The 15,537-nt window shown below is 51.8% G+C and carries 18 protein-coding genes; 2 read left to right on the forward strand and 16 right to left on the reverse strand.

Annotated features, from left to right (window positions below; translation table 11 throughout):
• Positions 1-9: 9 nt before the first annotated feature.
• The 5 genes from CHB59_RS04625 to htpG form a co-directional block, all read right to left on the reverse strand.
• Positions 10-435 carry an ExbD/TolR family protein gene (locus CHB59_RS04625; RefSeq protein WP_089375060.1) on the reverse strand — a complete coding sequence of 142 codons (426 nt, stop codon included), beginning with the start codon at positions 433-435 and terminating at the stop codon, positions 10-12.
• Positions 432-1,181 carry a MotA/TolQ/ExbB proton channel family protein gene (locus CHB59_RS04630; RefSeq protein ID WP_089375061.1) on the reverse strand — a complete coding sequence of 250 codons (750 nt, stop codon included), beginning with the start codon at positions 1,179-1,181 and terminating at the stop codon, positions 432-434. The genes CHB59_RS04625 and CHB59_RS04630 overlap by 4 nt, the downstream gene beginning before the upstream one ends.
• A gap of 56 nt (positions 1,182-1,237) precedes the next feature.
• Positions 1,238-1,915 (reverse strand): energy transducer TonB, encoded by a 678-nt coding sequence (locus tag CHB59_RS04635; RefSeq protein WP_245835033.1) that lies wholly within the window; start codon positions 1,913-1,915, stop codon positions 1,238-1,240.
• 622 nt (positions 1,916-2,537) lie between these two features.
• Complete coding sequence (rpsD, locus tag CHB59_RS04645) at positions 2,538-3,155, reverse strand: 30S ribosomal protein S4 (protein ID WP_089375064.1); 618 nt, start codon at positions 3,153-3,155, stop codon at positions 2,538-2,540.
• A 235-nt stretch (positions 3,156-3,390) separates the two neighbouring features.
• Positions 3,391-5,277, reverse strand: coding sequence for a molecular chaperone HtpG (gene htpG, locus CHB59_RS04650; protein ID WP_089375065.1), 1,887 nt, complete (start codon positions 5,275-5,277; stop codon positions 3,391-3,393).
• A 23-nt stretch (positions 5,278-5,300) separates the two neighbouring features.
• Here htpG and CHB59_RS11860 point away from each other — a divergent pair, with 23 nt between their 5' ends.
• Both CHB59_RS11860 and CHB59_RS04655 read left to right on the forward strand, forming a co-directional pair.
• A complete protein-coding gene (locus tag CHB59_RS11860) occupies positions 5,301-5,432 on the forward strand; it encodes a hypothetical protein (RefSeq protein WP_281252016.1) in 132 nt (43 codons plus the stop codon).
• 33 nt (positions 5,433-5,465) lie between these two features.
• Positions 5,466-5,729, forward strand: coding sequence for a hypothetical protein (locus tag CHB59_RS04655; protein ID WP_089375146.1), 264 nt, complete (start codon positions 5,466-5,468; stop codon positions 5,727-5,729).
• A gap of 8 nt (positions 5,730-5,737) precedes the next feature.
• Here CHB59_RS04655 and CHB59_RS04660 read toward each other — a convergent pair whose 3' ends face one another.
• The 11 genes from CHB59_RS04660 to CHB59_RS04710 all read right to left on the reverse strand — a co-directional run bounded on the left by CHB59_RS04660 (position 5,738) and on the right by CHB59_RS04710 (position 15,520).
• On the reverse strand, positions 5,738-6,535 hold the full coding sequence (locus CHB59_RS04660) for a tRNA threonylcarbamoyladenosine dehydratase (RefSeq protein ID WP_089375066.1): 798 nt from the start codon (positions 6,533-6,535) through the stop codon (positions 5,738-5,740).
• Positions 6,528-7,427 carry a hypothetical protein gene (locus CHB59_RS04665; protein ID WP_245835034.1) on the reverse strand — a complete coding sequence of 300 codons (900 nt, stop codon included), beginning with the start codon at positions 7,425-7,427 and terminating at the stop codon, positions 6,528-6,530. The genes CHB59_RS04660 and CHB59_RS04665 overlap by 8 nt, the downstream gene beginning before the upstream one ends.
• A gap of 29 nt (positions 7,428-7,456) precedes the next feature.
• Positions 7,457-7,840, reverse strand: a complete 384-nt coding sequence (gene acpS / locus CHB59_RS04670; protein ID WP_089375068.1) for a holo-ACP synthase — start codon at positions 7,838-7,840, stop codon at positions 7,457-7,459.
• 8 nt (positions 7,841-7,848) lie between these two features.
• Positions 7,849-8,574, reverse strand: coding sequence for a pyridoxine 5'-phosphate synthase (gene pdxJ, locus CHB59_RS04675; protein ID WP_089375069.1), 726 nt, complete (start codon positions 8,572-8,574; stop codon positions 7,849-7,851).
• Positions 8,568-9,299 carry a DNA repair protein RecO gene (recO, locus tag CHB59_RS04680; RefSeq protein WP_089375070.1) on the reverse strand — a complete coding sequence of 244 codons (732 nt, stop codon included), beginning with the start codon at positions 9,297-9,299 and terminating at the stop codon, positions 8,568-8,570. Before recO ends, pdxJ begins: the two co-directional genes overlap by 7 nt.
• A gap of 136 nt (positions 9,300-9,435) precedes the next feature.
• Entirely contained in the window at positions 9,436-10,326 is an 891-nt protein-coding gene (era, locus tag CHB59_RS04685) for a GTPase Era (RefSeq protein WP_089375071.1), read from the reverse strand.
• Positions 10,323-11,003 carry a ribonuclease III gene (rnc, locus tag CHB59_RS04690; RefSeq protein WP_089375072.1) on the reverse strand — a complete coding sequence of 227 codons (681 nt, stop codon included), beginning with the start codon at positions 11,001-11,003 and terminating at the stop codon, positions 10,323-10,325. The genes era and rnc overlap by 4 nt, the downstream gene beginning before the upstream one ends.
• A 78-nt stretch (positions 11,004-11,081) precedes the next feature.
• A complete protein-coding gene (locus CHB59_RS04695; protein WP_089375073.1) occupies positions 11,082-11,441 on the reverse strand; it encodes a DUF4845 domain-containing protein in 360 nt (119 codons plus the stop codon).
• 9 nt (positions 11,442-11,450) lie between these two features.
• On the reverse strand, positions 11,451-12,197 hold the full coding sequence (gene lepB, locus CHB59_RS04700) for a signal peptidase I (protein ID WP_089375074.1): 747 nt from the start codon (positions 12,195-12,197) through the stop codon (positions 11,451-11,453).
• A complete protein-coding gene (gene lepA, locus CHB59_RS04705) occupies positions 12,194-13,987 on the reverse strand; it encodes a translation elongation factor 4 (RefSeq protein WP_089375075.1) in 1,794 nt (597 codons plus the stop codon). The genes lepB and lepA overlap by 4 nt, the downstream gene beginning before the upstream one ends.
• A 102-nt stretch (positions 13,988-14,089) precedes the next feature.
• A complete protein-coding gene (locus tag CHB59_RS04710; protein WP_089375076.1) occupies positions 14,090-15,520 on the reverse strand; it encodes a DegQ family serine endoprotease in 1,431 nt (476 codons plus the stop codon).
• Positions 15,521-15,537: the final 17 nt, after the last annotated feature.

Raw genomic sequence — 15,537 nt, forward strand, 5'->3', positions numbered from 1 at the left:
ATCGTTGTATTACTGAGGAGTTGGATCGCTGACAAATCCCAGTTTCTGCACTCCGGCATTCTGGGCATAAGCCATGACTTCAGCCAGTATCTGGTAACGAGTTTCCTTATCAGCACGAATATGCAACTCAGGTTGTGGTTCCTTGTCTGCCACTTCGTGCAGTTTCACATTCATCTCATCCATGTTGATGGTCTGGTCATTCCAGTAAATAACGCCTGCTCCGTCAATTGCCACGTCAATGATGTCCGGCTTTTCCGGAGATGGCTGGCTGGTTGCCTGCGGCAGGTCAATCTTGACCGCATGAGTCAGCAAGGGCGCTGTAATGATAAAGATCACCAACAATACCAGCATCACGTCGACGAGAGGCGTGGTATTGATTTCGGACATGGGGCTGCTATTGCCGCCCCCGCCGCCGATTCCGCCTCCCACTATCATGCTGTCACCTCTTGCAACTTGGCACCAGCACGCATCGTGACTACGCCAGCAGTGGTCTTGCTACTCGGGTTCAGCGTGGAACCAGTGGTCAGCAGGATGTGCAGGTCATTGGCAAAACCTTCCACCTCACCCAGGATCACGCGGTTGCGGCGCACCAGGGCGTTGTACACCAGCACGGCAGGGATCGCTACTGCCAGACCAAGCGCTGTCATGATCAAGGCTTCACCCACTGGGCCAGCCACCTTGTCCAGAGTTGCCTGGCCGCTTTGGCTGATACTTGCCAATGCGTGATAAATACCCCACACGGTACCAAACAGGCCCACAAACGGCGCCACACTGCCGACTGAAGCCAGCACAGTCAGGCCGTAGTCCAGATGCTCGCTTTCCACAGCGATCTGGCGGCGCATAGCACGCGCAATGAACTCATCCTTGTTGCAGATATCTTCGTTCTTGCCAGGCACATGTGTTTGATAATGCTCGGCAGCATCCACTGCCTGGTTGGCAACGCGGGACACCAGTGACTCGCCATTATGGTGACGCAAGCCAGCCTCAATGGAAGGTGCCTGCCAGAAATGGTTGTTGTATTCGCGTCCAGCACTGCGAATGGTCAGCGCCTGATAAAACTTGACGATCATGAGATACCAACTGATCACGGACATGACAAGAAGTATCACCGCAACCAGAATGGATACGGGGCCACCAGCGAGAATAAAGTCAAGGCTGTTAAATTCGTATGAATTTTCCATAGTGCATTAAATCCTATATATAAAAGTATGTATGGCTAATCTGATAAAACAACTGGTTAATCCGAAATAGTAAATCTGACCGGTGCGATCACAGATACCTTCATCGGCTTGTTATCACGCTTGTAAGGATTGAACCTGGACTTCTTGGCTGCTTCCATCGCTGCCTTGTCCAGCCGCTCAGACCCACTGCTTTTCTCGATCTGGATCGTTTCCGGCACACCGGTTTCTGAAATCAGCATCCGCAGCATCACGATCCCCTGCTCGCCCAACCTCCTGGACATGGCAGGATATACAGGTATTTCCTGATGCAGATATGAAACACCACTGATCGGGATTTCGGGAATCGCCTGTTCCTTCGGTTCAGGTGGCTTGACTTCTTCAACCCTCTCCGCCACAACTGGCGTGTCCTGTACAGGAGCCTGGGCAGGAGCCTGCTTCATTTCCTGAGGTGGCGGTTCAGAAATCTCTTCCTGCACTTCTGGTTCCGGCTCCACAGGCTGCGGCGCTTCAATTGGTACCGGCTTATCTACCACCTTGGGCTTTGGTTTGGGTTTAGGCTTCGGTTTTGGTTCCGGTGGTTTTGGCGTTGGTTCCGGCTCAGGCTCAGTAATGGCAACTTCCGGGATTGGTTCCGGACTCTTGACAATACTGACCATGATAGGCGGCGCAGCATTTTCCTGTAGTGGCTCACGGGTAGAAGCCACGATCAAGGCTGCAAAAACAGCAATGTGCATGACCACTGTACCTGCCAGGGCTTTGCCAGAAAAATCGCTATTATCTTGTACTCGAAAAACCCGGGTAGGTTTTAAGCTACGAGTTGGTTGTTGACTCACTTGCCCTCCATAGTGCGCTTTTGAAAGGCGTGCAAACTGAGTATCAATGGACATTTTTGACACTGGCGGTGAATTGACTATGGGAGTTGTTTGCGTAATGGATAGCCAACCGGGCAGCGGCTTCCTGCATCATTTCAGCAAGTGAATTAAAGGCATGTGCCTCCAGGCGTAGACTTAGTGCCCCAACTTCCACTTCTGCCACATTACATTCTTCACAATACAGCACCCTGCACCCTTCGCCTCCTGCAAGTACTACACGCTTACAATTGTTCGCTGTTTTCATCGTTATCCGCTCATAGTTCGACTTAACATCTGCAAGATGTCGTCAATATTAACGCAGAAATGATTCTGCGAATAAGCAGAAAATGATAACTATTCTCAGTTACTTCGTCAAGAATAGTTACCATTCTAGCAGCTAATTGAACACGATTCTTGTTATTTTTAGCGTACGCAGATCGTTCTCATCCTGTGAAATGGCCAAAAAAAAGACCGCATATAGCGGTCTTTTTTATGTTCCTGAAAATTACAGGCGGTTGGCGTAGTATTCAACCACTTGCTGTACATCTACCGGGAACGGTACATCTTCAGCAGCTGGAAGATGGGCAACCTTGGCTTGTTGGCCTTGCTCAGCCCATGACAACCACTCAGGGCGAACCAATGGCATGTTAGCCAATGTTTCCACGACGATAGGCAGCTTGGTGCTGCTGGACTTCATGGAAATCTCATCACCCACGCGCAGGCGGATGGACGGGATGTTCACGGACTTGCCGTTCAGCAATACGTGGCGGTGGGAAACCAGCTGACGAGCTGCAGCAATCGTCGGTGCGAAACCAGCGCGGAATACCACGTTGTCCAGACGACGTTCCAGCAGTTGCAGCAATGTTTCGCCGGTAGGGGATTTACCCTTACGTGCATCAACCACCAGACGGCGCAGTTGCTTTTCGGACAAACCATAGTTGAAACGCAGCTTTTGCTTTTCCTGCAGCTTGACGCCGAAGTCAGACTTCTTGCGACGTGTGTTCTTGGCACCATGTTGGCCAGGAGGGGTTGGACGTGCCTCGATGGTCTTGCGGGACAAGCCAGGCAGATCAATACCAAGTGCGCGCATTACTTTAAGACGTGGGCCGGTGAATCTAGACATTCTGTAAAACTCCTTCAATAGTTGGATTGATCAGGCTGACCTGACAAAATAGCTTCCTGCATCCCAACACTGCCTCGGGATGGATAGCTTGACGCTATCACCATGTTCATACATGGCATACCTGCACACTACATTTCCGCACAAACAGCAAAATCCTTTGCACGAAGGCGCGGATTATACAATAAAAACCGGCATTGACCAAGTCAAAATGCCGGTTGTTCACACTATGTCAATATCAGGCCAGCATGCTGTTCACCCTGCGTACGAAAGCGGCAGGGTCTTCAAGCTGCCCACCCTCGGCAAGCAAGGCCTGATCGAACAGGAGATGTGCCCAATCCGTAAATTTTGCATCATCTTCCACTGCCTTGAGGCGCTGGACAATGCCATGTTCCGGATTGATTTCCAGAATAGGTTTGCTATCCGGTGTCTTCTGTCCGGCGGCCTTGAGCAATCGCTCCAGATTACCTGACAGATCATGTTTCCCTGCCACGAGGCAGGCCGGCGAGTCTGTCAGGCGGTGTGTCACCCGAACTTCCTTGACACTTTCACCCAGCACAGTCTGAACCCGCTCAACCAATGGTTTGTATTCATCCTCGGTTTTCTTCTGCTGTTCTTTTTCCGCTTCGTCTTCCAGCTTGCCCAGGTCCAGGTCACCCTTGGCGACGGATTGCAGTTTCTTGCCCTCGAACTCGGTGAGGCTGCCCAGCAGCCATTCATCCACTCGGTCTGACAACAACAGGACTTCGATACCCTTCTTACGGAAGATTTCCAGGTGCGGACTGTGCTGCGCAGCAGCGAAACTATCTGCCGTGATGTAGTAAATAGCGTCCTGCCCATCTTTCATACGACTGATGTAATCCTTGAAGGACACAATTTGGTCGGCATCATCGGCATGGGTGCTGGCAAAACGCAGCAGCCCGGCAATTTTATCCTTGTTGGAGAAGTCTTCACCCGGACCTTCCTTAAGTACACGCCCGAATTCCTTCCAGAAGCTGGCATATTCTTCCGGCTTGTTTTCAGCCAGGTCTTCCAGCAGGCCCAGTACCTTTTTCACGGAACCAGCCTTGATCGCATCAATATCCTTGGAGTGCTGCAGGATTTCACGCGATACATTCAGCGGCAGGTCTGCGCTATCGATCACGCCACGCACAAAACGCAGGTATTGCGGCATGAGTTGTTCGGTATCATCCATGATGAAGACACGCTTCACATACAGCTTGATACCATGCTGGCGGTCACGCTCATATAGATCGAACGGAGCCTTGGATGGCAGGTAGAGCAAGGAAATATATTCCTGCTTGCCTTCGACGCGATTGTGGCTCCAGGCCAGAGGGTTCTCGAAATCATGAGAAACATGTTTGTAGAACTCTTGATACTCTTCTTCCGTGATGTCATTCCTGCTACGCGCCCACAGCGCAGATGCGCGATTGACGGTTTCATCTTCATCGGTTGCGACCTGTTCACCCTCATTCCATTCGGATTTTTTCATCACAATCGGCAAGGTGATGTGGTCAGAATATTTGCGGATGATGGTCTTGAGCTTCCAGTCATTGAGGAACTCGTCCTCACCTTCCCGCAAGTGCAGCACGATATCCGTGCCACGGCTGGGCTTATCAACGCTTTCCAGTGTGTAGTCACCCTCGCCTGCTGACTCCCAGCGCACAGCATCAGTACTACCGGCACGGCGCGTAATCAGCGTCACTTTGTCAGCCAGGATAAAGGCAGAATAAAAGCCCACACCGAATTGGCCAATCAGGTTCGCATCCTTGGCCTGATCACCAGTCAGTGATTGGAAAAATTCCTTGGTACCAGACTTGGCGATGGTGCCAATGTTGTTGATCACTTCGTCACGGCCCATGCCTATCCCATTGTCGGAGATAGTGACAGTGCGAGCCTCTTTGTCGAAACTCACACGAATCTTGAGATCGCTGTCATTTTCATACAAGCTGTTGTCCGCCAGTGCTGCAAAACGCAATTTGTCGGCAGCGTCACTCGCATTGGAAATCAACTCCCGCAACACAATTTCCTTGTTGCTGTAGAGTGAATGAATCATCAGTTGTAAAAGCTGTTTGACCTCAGCCTGAAAACCCAGTGTTTCTTTTTTCACGTTTTCCGTGGACATTACTTGGCTCCTGTTACTCGTTGATGCAATATTTTGCGCATATGGGGTTGGTGCTACGGATTTCAAGCGGCGATGCTGAATCTCTCGGCATCATCAACGCGCATGCGATTGAAAACGCTGCGGTAATTTATCTTGCCATGGAGGATTTGCGCTAGACTATGTCCTTTCTGGCAGCATGGGGATGCAAGATGGCGAATATCACAATCAGCAAACTGCATGCGCAGGCTTTTGAAGTAGCCGTTGATGCCCGCGCTTCCACCATTCACCGTGTGACAGTCGATCCCGAATATGCGCAAAGACTCAGCCGGGGACGATTTGAAACTGAGGAGTTGATCAGGCGGTCTTTTGAGTTTCTGCTTGAGCGGGAATCCAATACCAGCATACTGCGCAGTTTTGACCTTGCGGTCATTGCACGCTACTTTCCGGAATATGAGAAAAGCATGACCAATTAATACTGCACTTAAGCCGCCAGCAGATTCAGTATTAAAGAGGCTGCTGTCATGCCGCACGGTGCCGTCACCGCGACAGATGAGCCATAGCCAGCACAGTTCAGGCCAGTAATACCTGCAGATTCCGCCTCACAGCTTGCATCCGGTTGCCGGATGGGTTCATCAGAATAAACACAGCTAATACCAAATTTCTGTACTTTTTTCCTACCATCAGCGCCCCGGGGGAAAGCATGGTCCCGGCGCAACTGATTACGCACCTTGGCAAGTAAACGGTCACCATGGACCTCTGCCATATCCGCAACCCTGATTCTGGTCGGATCAACACGTCCACCCGCCCCTCCGGCCACTACCAACGGCATGCGGTGCTGGCGACACCATGCAGCCAGCGCCACTTTGGCACGGGCATCATCAATCGCATCCAGAACAGCATCATAATGCCCAGACAATAGTTCACCCAGATTGTGCGGTGTGATGAAATCCTCGATTTCTTCAATTTCAGCCAATGGGTTGATGGCTCGGATGCGCTCAGCCATTGCAGTCACCTTGGCCTGTCCCAGGGTTGCTTCCAGCGCATGCAGCTGGCGGTTGATATTGGACTCGGCAATATGATCCAGGTCTATCAGGGTGAGCTTGCCAATGGCATTACGGGCCAATGCCTCCACTGCCCACGAGCCGACCCCTCCCATACCGATCACGCAGACATGTGCTGCACTGAAGCGCTGCAAGGCAGAGGCGCCATACAGCCTGCGCACACCACCGAAGCGACGCTCCCAGTCAATGTCAGCCTGATTGTTGGGATAATCAGTCATCCAGGCTTCCTTCACATCCGGCTGCGCGTATCTGGCGTTGATATTGATCCAGGTTATGGATGGCACAATGATTCTTTTCTACTTTATCTGCAATATCCGCCAGCTGATCCAGATATTTCTGCATAGCATCACAATACAAAGCATTAGCATCCACATCCGCCTGCACTTTTCCCTCCAGGGCCTGCAACTCCGTCAGGATCTCCTTGCAGCTATCCTCCTGAAAAGGGTTGCGCGCCTGCTTCCCTGCCGGGCTGCACACCGCCTTGGCAAGCTGCTGGGCAGTTGCAGATTTGGCAAGAGGTGCTGATGGCTGTGGCTTGTCAAAAATCGGCGTGGTTTTACCCGCATGTATTTTTTGCGCTTGCAGCAGCCTGAAAGTACCCTGATCGCAATTCAGCTGCAGCGTGCTCAGCATCTGTTCATCATTCCTGAATGATTTCACGCGGGCATTGACTGTCAATTCATGGGCTGCCGATTGTTGCAATGAAGCACGGTCAAGCGCCACTTCACCACTATTGCTGTTGCTGATCACTTCCCATTGTGGAGACTTCACTACTGGGGCCGCCTTTTTCATGCAATATTGTTGCTGCAATTGATCCGGTAGGGAGCCGGGGTTGATAGCTTCCGCCGCACGTGGCACATCGAACCTGACAACCTGCTGACCATTCCTGATCTGATATCCCTGCAAATAACTGAACCGGCTGGACTTGCAGTCCACCTGCATCGTCGTGATCCAGACACTGCCATCAGGCTGCTCCACCTTGGTTTGTGCGGTGAAGCGCTGCTCAGCCATATCACGCACCACACTGCTGTGATCAACAAAATGCTTGCCAGCACTACTCTCGCCCGACAGCTCCCATTGATCTGCCGCCATCGCAGTCATTGCCAGCATGAGCCCCGCGGCCAATCCTATCCCCCGCATCACGCAGATTTTTCCAGTACCACGAATGCCACTGCCAGCGCCTTCTCATCACTGATAGACAAGTGGAAGCTGTTGATATCCTTGTCCTGCAGGTATTGCTGCAAAACTGGCGCAAGCTGGAAGACAGGCTTCCCCAGGGCGTCATGGCCTATGCCGATATTCTCAAAACTGGCTGCGCCACGGATACCGGTTCCCAATGCCTTGGCAAATGCTTCCTTGGCAGCAAACCGCTTGGCAAGAAATCTGGCCTTGACCCGGATGGTGGCATATTCCTGCCATTCATCCTGCGTCAGGATGCGCTGTGCAAATGCATCGCCAAAACGGCTGAGGGATTCCTCTATGCGCACGACTTCGACGATATCGGTACCTATTCCGTAAATCATGGGCAGACTTAATTCGCCTTCTGTACGATCAGCGCCTTCATTTCGCGCACTGCGTATTCCCAACCTACGAACAAGGCATGGGCCACAATCGCGTGACCGATATTGAGCTCTTCAATACCTGGAATCCCGACGATTTCATGCACGTTGTGAATATTGAGGCCATGCCCGGCATTCACGGTCAGCCCCAAGGATAACCCATGATCCACAGCCATGCGGATACGCTGCAACTCAACCGCCTTTTCAATCTCGCTCTTTGCATCGGCAAATGCCCCGGTATGTATTTCAATCACTGGAGCGCCTGCCGCCTTGGCGGCTTCAACCTGCTCAAGGTCAGGCCCGATAAACAGGGATACGCGAATCCCCGCGTCAGCCAGGGTCTTGCAGGCTGCCTTAATGGTTCCCAGTTTGCCAGCCACATCTAGGCCGCCCTCTGTCGTGCGCTCCTCGCGCCGCTCGGGCACCAGGCAGACATCCTGCGGCCTGACCTGTAATGCAATGCCCACCATTTCATCGGTCACGGCCATTTCCAGGTTCATTTTGGTTTGCAGCAATGGACGCAGTGCAAATACGTCTGCATCCTGGATATGGCGCCTGTCTTCGCGCAGGTGAATGGTAATGCTGTCGGCACCAGCCTCTTCCGCACGCAATGCGGCCTGCACTACGCTGGGATATTGCGTGCCACGCGCCTGGCGCAATGTGGCTACATGATCGATATTGACGCCTAGTTTCATAATGCCTGCAGATCCATGAGTAATTGTCGGGTATGTAAGGGCTTCTCGCCCAGATAATATGCCAGCAAGGTACGCATCAGTTGCTTGCTCTGCTGCTGGGTGAGTACATCGCTGTAATCGTCCTGCACCATATCCAGCAACGTCTTGCCCATCAATTGTACGCCATTTGCCTCCGTCATATACTGACCTACGGGCTGGGCGCCCTGCTCCACCATGTAAATATATTGCTGCCCTGTCTGGATGAGGTTGGAGTAGGCATCATGCTCAAGCGGTACGGCATAACCCAGCTCTTGCAACATGCGGAGTTCAAAGCGACGCAAGGTGGTCGCGGGAGAGACTTGCCCCTGGGCCAGGATACGCAGTGTCTGATGATAATAATCGAACAATACATCATGACTGTCTTCACGTGGAAGCAGGCGTAACAACAGTTCATTGAGGTAAAAGCCACACATCAATGCCTCACCGTGCAGCAGCATTAAACCAGCGTTCCACTCCATGCTGTGCAGATTCTTGAGCTCGGCCTTCCCAGACCAGGTTGCCTGCAGCGGCTGAAATGCCTGCAACATGCCTCGCATGACAGAGCGTGGACGCCGCGCTCCTTTGGCTACTGCTGCTATACGACCGAACTCCCGGCTGAACAATTCGACAACCAGGCTGGTTTCCTTGAAAGGATAGGTATGCAGGACAAAAACCGGCTGATTATCCTGGCGATTGATGGGAGCGGCCATATGGGACGGTAAGAAATCTAAAGCTGGATACTTTTCATGTGGACTAGGGAATGAAGAGCATCCATTACTTCAACAAACATATTGTAAAGACAAGATACAGACATGCCCTGGATCAGTAACTATACCGCCATCATATTCAGTAACCCAGGCTTTTAAGGGCACGCTCATCATCTGCCCAGCCGCCCTTGACCTTGACCCAGGTTTCGAGCCAGACCTTGCCGCCAAACAGTTTTTCCATATCCTGGCGGGCCTCTGTCGAAATGCGCTTGAGTTTTTCACCGCCCTTGCCGATCAGCATGGGTTTCTGGCTGTCCTTATCGACGATAATCGCCGCATGAATACGCCGCAGGTTGCCTTCCTGCTCAAATTTCTCGATTTCCACCGCCACGGAATACGGGACTTCGTCGCCCAGCAGACGGAAAATTTTCTCGCGCAGCATTTCAGCAGCAAGGAAACGCTCATTGCGATCCGTCAGTTCATCCTCGCCATAAATCGCAGGCTGCTCAGGCAAGTGCTCACGAACAGCCGCCAGCAACTCATCAAGGTAAAGATTTTTCTTGGCGCTGACAGGGATGATGCCGGTAAACGGAAATTCCAGATCAAAATCCTGGATCAGCGGCAATAAATTACCTTTATCGCCCATCAGGTCTGCTTTGTTCACGACCAGAAATACCGGTTGATTCTTTGGCAGTAGCTCCAGCACTTTGCGGTCTGCGTCGCCCAGATGCATGGGTTCAATCACAAACAGTACGACATCCACTTCACTCAGCACCTGAGTCACTGTGCGATTCAGATTGCGATTGAGCGCATTGATATGTTTCTGCTGGAAACCAGGCGTATCCACGAACAGGTATTGGGTATCGTCAGTGGTATGAATACCGAGCAGACGGTGGCGCGTGGTTTGTGCCTTGCGCGAAGTAATGCTGAGCTTCAGGCCCAGAATATGATTAAGCAAGGTGGACTTGCCAACATTGGGACGGCCGACAATGGCAACCGTGCCACAACGGAATGCTGATGATGAATTCATTTCTTACCTTTTTTGGCAATTTTTTCGTATGCCAGCTGCGCAGCCTGTTGTTCTGCTGCACGCCGACTGGAGCCCTTGCCTTCTGTTGTCACTTCCAGCTCGGGAATATGGCAACTCACCCGGAAAATCTGGCAGTGTGCCTCCCCTTCAATTGCCAGCACAGCATATTCCGGCAAATTCAATTTCTGCGCCTGCAGGCATTCCTGCAGCAATGACTTGGCATCCTTGCCGATAGATTTCGGGTTGATGTTTTCCAGACGCCGCTGGAGCAGACGGCCAACAAGTTCGGCAGCCGCTGGATACCCCCCGTCAAGGAACACTGCGCCAATAATCGCTTCCATGGCGTCAGCCAGCACGGATGGGCGCCGCCAGCCGCCACTCTTCAACTCACCCTCGCCCAGATTCAGGAATTCGCCAACGCTCAGCCCGGTCGCAATTTCACTGAGCGTTTGCTCCTTGACCAGTTCAGCACGCAAACGACTGAGATCGCCTTCCGGCAAATTAGGGAACCGTTGGTAGAGCTGGTGTGCAACAAGGAAATTCAGTACCCCGTCACCAAGAAACTCCAGCCTCTCATTATTATTGCCAGAATAACTGCGGTGCGTCAGGGCACGCGCCAGGAGATTCTTATCCTTGAACTTATATGCAAGCTGTCGTACCAGACCAGTCTCACTCATGATCGCAGCCTACCATCCATCTTACTATTCACTAATAAAACCACTCTGCCATCCACGGCTCTCTGATAACTCTGACAATCAACGAACGTCATCGGTTGATGCCTCAAAATCCAGCAATATACTGACATTGGAAATAACGGGAACACTGACCTGGTAATCTACGGAAAGCGCCGTCCTGCCATCCTCGTCACGCAGAAAAGCAAGGTCTTTCACTTCAACACTACGGATATCAACGCTATCTGCCCGTTTCTGAAAAGTCGTGATCATGTCTGCCCGGCTCATCCGGGGAAAGGCAGCATCATGTGCCATAAGCACCATGATGCGCTTGACTGCAAAATATTCTAGATAGGCAGGCGTTAACCTGATTGCGAGCATGGCTAGCAACATCCCGGTTGCGAGCAGAAAGCCAAGGAGTAGCATGCCATACTGCTTTTTCATGTAGGATTCCTACTTGATTTTAGTGCCAATTCTACCAAAATCGTCAAAATTCCACCAAATCAAGAATGCCTTGCCCACCAGGTTGCCTTCAGGTACGAACCCCCAGACACGACTATCCTTGCTGTTGTCACGATTATCTCCCATGGCAAAGTAATGTCCCGCTGGCACTTCCACTTCACCATCAAAGGCAAGTCCATTCTCTTCAATCAGTATATCGTGCTTCGCTTCGCCCAACTGCTCTGCATAGCGTTTTGTCACGATCATATTGAGGCCTGAACCCACATATTTGTAATCATCAACATAATCTGTCTTCACAGGCTGTCCATTGACGTACACACGCTTGTTTCTATAAGCAATACGATCGCCCGGCAAACCGACTACACGCTTGATGTAATCAATGGATGGATCTGGCGGGTAATGAAATACAAAGACATCGCCACGCTCAGGTTGCCCGACTTCAAGAAATGTCTTATTCAGGATAGGCACACGCAGTCCATAAGTGAATTTGTTCACCAGGATGAAATCCCCTGCGAGCAGGGTCGGCATCATTGAGCCTGAAGGGATCTTGAAGGGCTCGATAATAAATGAGCGGATCACGAATACAGCCAGGATGACGGGAAAGAAACTCTTGGAGTATTCGACAATCACCGGATCAGCAGCATCTGCATCGCGCTTTTTGCGCCAGATCAGGCTGTCCAGCAACCAGATCATGCCGGTAATGACCAAGACAGCCACCATGAACAATGCAAACATCATTTATCTTCAACCCTTAAAATAGCCAGGAACGCTTCCTGTGGAATTTCAACATTACCTACCTGTTTCATGCGCTTTTTACCCTCTTTTTGCTTCTCGAGGAGCTTCTTCTTACGCGTGATATCCCCACCATAACACTTGGCCAGCACGTTTTTGCGCATGGCTTTCACCGTTTCACGGGCAATGATATTGGCTCCGATAGACGCCTGGACAGCAATGTCAAACATCTGGCGAGGAATCAGTTCACGCATTTTGGAGACCAGCTCACGTCCTCGATGAATACTGGTCGTGCGATGCACAATCAACGACAACGCATCAACACGCTCGCCGTTGACCAGAATGTCCAACTTGACCAGGTCAGCAGCACGGAATTCCAGGAATTCATAGTCCATGGAGGCGTAACCACGAGATACCGATTTCAACCGGTCAAAGAAATCCAGCACGACTTCATTGAGCGGCATTTCATAAGTAAGCATGACCTGACGGCCCATATATTGCATATTACGCTGCACACCACGCTTGTTATTACACAGTGTCATGACCGGCCCGACATAGTCCTGGGGCATCAGCAGGTTAATGGTGATGATAGGCTCACGGATTTCCGCTACGCGGGATGGTTCTGGCAAACGTGATGGATTCTCGATCTGCACGACTTCATCGGTCTTGAGCAGCAACTCATACACCACAGTCGGGGCAGTGGTAATGAGGTCCATATCATACTCACGCTCCAGCCGCTCTTGTACGATTTCCATATGCAGCAGGCCCAGGAAGCCACAACGGAAACCAAAGCCCAGCGCGCTCGAGTTTTCAGGCTCGAACTGCAGCGAAGCATCGTTGAGCCGCAGTTTTTCCAGTGCTTCGCGCAATGCTTCGAACTGGTTGGATTCAACCGGGTACAAGCCTGCAAACACCTGCGGCTTCACTTCCTTGAAACCAGGCAATGGCTCAGTGGCAGCTTTGTCTGCCAGAGTAATCGTATCGCCCACTTTGGCACTGGTCAGCTCTTTGATGCCGGCGATGATAAACCCCACCTCACCAGCCGATAACGCACTACGCTGCCGCGATTTTGGCGTAAATACGCCTACCTGCTCACAAAGATAAGTGGCCTTGGTCGCCATCATGCGGATCTTGTCCTTGGGCTTGAGCACGCCATCCACCACGCGTACCAGCATGATGACACCGACATAGTTATCAAACCAGGAGTCAATAATCAGGGCTTTCAATGGCTTATCAGGATCACCAACTGGGGCGGGAATCTTGGCGATCATGGCTTCCAGCACATCCTGCACACCCACGCCTGTCTTGGCAGAGCAACGTACGGCTTCGGAAGCATCGACACCGATGACATCCTCGATTTCCTGCATTACGCGCTCAGGATCAGCAGCAGGCAAATCAATCTTGTTGAGCACGGGCACCACTTCAACACCCTGATCGATTGCGGTATAGCAGTTCGCCACACTTTGCGCTTCAACGCCCTGTGAGGCATCCACCACCAGCAGTGCCCCTTCACAGGCCGCCAGCGACCGGCTGACCTCATAGGAAAAGTCAACGTGGCCTGGAGTATCAATCAGATTGAGGTTGTAGATCTGTCCATCCAGTGCCTTGTATTCCAGGGCAGCTGTCTGCGCCTTGATCGTAATGCCACGTTCACGCTCAATATCCATGGAGTCCAGCACCTGGGCCTCCATTTCACGGTCAGAAAGCCCGCCACACAACTGGATGATACGGTCTGCAAGCGTAGATTTGCCGTGGTCGATATGGGCGATGATAGAAAAGTTACGGATGTTTTTCATGTAATGTCGAGATTAAGCCAAGTAAAGAAGGGCGCCGCAGCGCCCTTTCATAACACACTAATTAGGACCGGATTTTACAGCAAACCCAGCCGCTTAGCATATTTACTTGCCGATCTTGACCGGCACATACAATGTATTGTCTCCACGCTGCACCAATAACGCTACGGTCTTGCCTGCGGGTACTGCGTTGACCTGCTTGGCAAATTGTTCCAGGCTTTGCACCTCGGTGTTATTCAACGCCAGAATCAGGTCACCGCGACGAATACCCGCCTGCGCAGCAGACCCTTGCGCATCCACCACCACAAATGCATTACGCCCATTGAGGTCCCGGCGCTGTTGCGGGCTCACTTCGCGCAATGTCAATCCAAGACGGTTATCTTCCGACTTGGTACTGGATGGGGCTGAAGTACTGACTTCATCCTTGTCTACAGGCATTTCACCCAGCGCAATATGCAGAACCTTGTTAGAGCCTTTACGCAATACTTCCACAGGAACCTGTTTGCCTGGTTTGGTGGCACCCACAATCCGTGGCAGGTCTGCAGACGCAACAACTGGCTTGCCGTCAAACTTGGTCACTACATCACCAGGTTCCAGGCCACCCTTTTCTGCCGGGCTACCCTTCTCTACCCCGGCAACCAGTGCGCCTTCCGTATTTTTCATCCCGAACGAGTCAGCCAGGTCCTTAGTCATCTCTTGAATGCCGATGCCAAGCCATCCACGTGCAACACGACCGGAAACCTTGAGCTGGTTTGATACTTCGATGGCCACATCAATAGGAATCGAGAAGGACAAACCCATGTATCCACCGGTACGGCTGTAAATCTGGGAGTTCACACCGACCACCTCACCCTTGAGGTTGAACAAAGGACCTCCGGAGTTACCGGGGTTGATGGCAACATCAGTCTGGATAAAAGGCACAAAATTCTCTTGCGGCAAGGCACGCCCTTTAGCGCTGACCACCCCTGCCGTCAAGGTGCTTTCCAGGCCAAAAGGTGAACCAATCGCTACCACCCATTCCCCCACCCGGAGTTGCTCAGGATTGCCAATGACCACCTTGGGCAAGCCTGTTGCATCGATCTTGAGCAAGGCCACATCCGTACGGCGGTCCGCGCCAATGATTTTGGCCTTGAACTCGCGCTTGTCATTCAGTTTGACAATGACTTCATCTGCTTCACGCACTACATGGGCATTGGTCAGGATATAGCCATCATTGCTGATAATGAACCCTGAGCCCAGCGATTGCGACTTGTATTCAGGCTGCTGGGAATTGCCCGGGCCACGTGGTCCGCCTGGAAAACCAGGAATCCCGAAACGGCGAAAGAATTCACTTAACGCCTCATCGTCCGGCATGCCCTGGAATGGAGAGCCGGAACCGGCCTGCACTACCTGCGTCACACTGATATTAACAACTGCATCACCCTGTTTTTCAGCAAGCTCCGTGAAATCCGGCAATTCTTTCGCCAGAACCGGCGTTGCGACAGATAATCCTAAAGATAAACAAATTGCGGAAACGGCAATCAGTTTCTTAACCATTGATTCACCTCGTTCAT

It is taken from the genome of Methylobacillus rhizosphaerae, assembly GCF_900187985.1.
Classification (GTDB): Bacteria; Pseudomonadota; Gammaproteobacteria; order Burkholderiales; family Methylophilaceae; genus Methylobacillus; species Methylobacillus rhizosphaerae.

Coding starts and splice junctions, on each gene's coding strand:
- CHB59_RS04635 (WP_245835033.1), bottom strand. CDS start 1,915: ATGCACATTGCTGTTTTTGCAGCCTTGATCGTGGCTTCTACCCGTGAG.
- CHB59_RS04710 (WP_089375076.1), bottom strand. CDS start 15,520: ATGGTTAAGAAACTGATTGCCGTTTCCGCAATTTGTTTATCTTTAGGA.
- lepB (WP_089375074.1), bottom strand. CDS start 12,197: ATGATGTTTGCATTGTTCATGGTGGCTGTCTTGGTCATTACCGGCATG.
- CHB59_RS04630 (WP_089375061.1), bottom strand. CDS start 1,181: ATGGAAAATTCATACGAATTTAACAGCCTTGACTTTATTCTCGCTGGT.
- CHB59_RS11860 (WP_281252016.1), top strand. CDS start 5,301: ATGCAATATTTTGCGCATATGGGGTTGGTGCTACGGATTTCAAGCGGC.
- acpS (WP_089375068.1), bottom strand. CDS start 7,840: ATGATTTACGGAATAGGTACCGATATCGTCGAAGTCGTGCGCATAGAG.
- rpsD (WP_089375064.1), bottom strand. CDS start 3,155: ATGTCTAGATTCACCGGCCCACGTCTTAAAGTAATGCGCGCACTTGGT.
- lepA (WP_089375075.1), bottom strand. CDS start 13,987: ATGAAAAACATCCGTAACTTTTCTATCATCGCCCATATCGACCACGGC.
- CHB59_RS04660 (WP_089375066.1), bottom strand. CDS start 6,535: ATGACTGATTATCCCAACAATCAGGCTGACATTGACTGGGAGCGTCGC.
- CHB59_RS04655 (WP_089375146.1), top strand. CDS start 5,466: ATGGCGAATATCACAATCAGCAAACTGCATGCGCAGGCTTTTGAAGTA.
- rnc (WP_089375072.1), bottom strand. CDS start 11,003: ATGAGTGAGACTGGTCTGGTACGACAGCTTGCATATAAGTTCAAGGAT.
- CHB59_RS04625 (WP_089375060.1), bottom strand. CDS start 435: ATGATAGTGGGAGGCGGAATCGGCGGCGGGGGCGGCAATAGCAGCCCC.
- recO (WP_089375070.1), bottom strand. CDS start 9,299: ATGGCCGCTCCCATCAATCGCCAGGATAATCAGCCGGTTTTTGTCCTG.
- htpG (WP_089375065.1), bottom strand. CDS start 5,277: ATGTCCACGGAAAACGTGAAAAAAGAAACACTGGGTTTTCAGGCTGAG.
- CHB59_RS04695 (WP_089375073.1), bottom strand. CDS start 11,441: ATGAAAAAGCAGTATGGCATGCTACTCCTTGGCTTTCTGCTCGCAACC.
- CHB59_RS04665 (WP_245835034.1), bottom strand. CDS start 7,427: ATGCTGGCAATGACTGCGATGGCGGCAGATCAATGGGAGCTGTCGGGC.
- era (WP_089375071.1), bottom strand. CDS start 10,326: ATGAATTCATCATCAGCATTCCGTTGTGGCACGGTTGCCATTGTCGGC.